The organism is Belnapia sp. AC561, from assembly GCF_979252845.1.
Window position 1 is genome coordinate 1 of record NZ_CEEDBP010000114.1, and the last position, 589, is coordinate 589.

Below are 589 nucleotides of genomic sequence, written 5' to 3' on the forward strand. Positions count from 1 at the left end.
TGGCGGTCACGGTGCTTCGGTACCTCGACACGCCAGCCGCGCTCGGCTTCGAGCCAGCGCGCGAAGGTGCCTGCATAGGCGCCGTCTGCTCATACCAGTTCCAGACGTGGCAGTTCGTTCTCGCCAGCACGCCCGATGAGGTGTTGTGCTCCGAGCCGGTCATGCGAATTGGCGGCGTGGACGTGGGCGAGCAGGATGAGGCCAGCTGCATCGACGAGAATGTGCCGCTTTCGCCCGAAGGTTCGCTTCGCGGCGTCGTAGCCGCGCTCCGGGCCTCCGACGCCGGTGGCCCGCACGGTTTGGCTGTCGATGATGGCGGCCGACGGCTCGGCTTGGCGTCCACCTGCCTCGCGGGCCAGCGCACGCAGCCGGTCGTGTGCACGCCGGAGTGTGCCGTCGAGCCGCCATTGCCGGAAATGCGCAAATACGGTCTGCCATGGTGGGAAGGAGGTAGGGAGCATGCGCCAGGCGCAGCCGGAGCGGACGAGGTAGAATATGACCTCGGCCATCAGGCGCCGGGGCCACTTCAGGGGCCGTCCGGTGCGGGCAGGCGGCGGAAGTAGCGGCTCTAAAGCTATCCATTCCGCGT

The 589-nt window shown here is 67.9% G+C and carries 1 protein-coding gene; it reads right to left on the minus strand.

What is annotated here, in order from left to right; translation table 11 throughout:
- Nucleotides 1-89 precede the first annotated feature (89 nt).
- The coding region (locus AC0IW9_RS30365; RefSeq protein ID WP_471652034.1) for an IS5 family transposase at nt 90-589 on the minus strand (500 nt) is incomplete at its 5' end.